The sequence below is a fragment of the Allomesorhizobium camelthorni genome (genome assembly GCF_011045125.1).
Classification (GTDB): Bacteria; Pseudomonadota; Alphaproteobacteria; order Rhizobiales; family Rhizobiaceae; genus Allomesorhizobium; species Allomesorhizobium camelthorni.
The window spans coordinates 1-719 of the sequence record NZ_JAAKZF010000312.1 but is presented as its reverse complement, the minus strand read 5'-3'; the positions used below and the strand labels follow the sequence as shown (position 1 = coordinate 719).

The window sequence follows — 719 nt, the reverse complement described above, 5'->3', positions numbered from 1 at the left end:
CCATTGAACCTGATAACTCTTTGTTGCAAAAGCAGTTTCTCAGATTCTCGGGGCCGATGCACCCCTTACTTTGAGATATTCAGGCTAAGATGTTGAAATCGCTTTCTCCCGCAAGGGGGAGATAACGCGCGCCGCCGCCCGCGCGAATGCTTAACCGTCGCTGCTTTTCTACGGAAATAAAGTAACTGTCCATGGGAGTTGCCCGCTTTCCACCTCCGGCGTCTCGGCTATCCGAGTGTCGGCAGAGGCCCGAGAACCCATTTCGCGATATCGTCATGCTCGCGATAGTCCATGAGAAAGCGATCTTGCCTAATCCAGTTGATTGCGCCGCCGGTAAGCGTGCTTGTGGTAACCAGGAACCCTTTTGACGAACCACTGCGGTCAAGCAGTCCGGAAAGCTCTCGAACTGTCGATAAACCCACTTTGCGGCCTTCTTTGAACCGCTTAGCCTGCCAAATTGTCCGAACCGCGCCGAGTACCGTATCGGTCTTGTCCGCTATCACGTCGATTCCACCATCCCGTGATCCCTGGGTCAGGATCACAGAAAAACCGTCTCGTTCCAATAACTCCGCAACAAGTCTCTCGAATAAACGCCAATCTAGTTCAGTTAATCGCCCGCGGTTTCTAAGTATTTCTTCGGCGAGGATTATAGCAGACCTCGATCCAGATAAATTTGACGGGATGCGCCCGTCATCCGGCCGCCAAGTGTACGAATCCTC

1 protein-coding gene is annotated in these 719 nt (G+C 52.9%); it reads right to left on the bottom strand.

Annotated elements, in window-relative coordinates:
* Positions 1-227: 227 nt before the first annotated feature.
* On the bottom strand, positions 228-719 hold a 492-nt coding region (locus G6N73_RS36095), incomplete at its 5' end, for a restriction endonuclease (protein ID WP_165034600.1).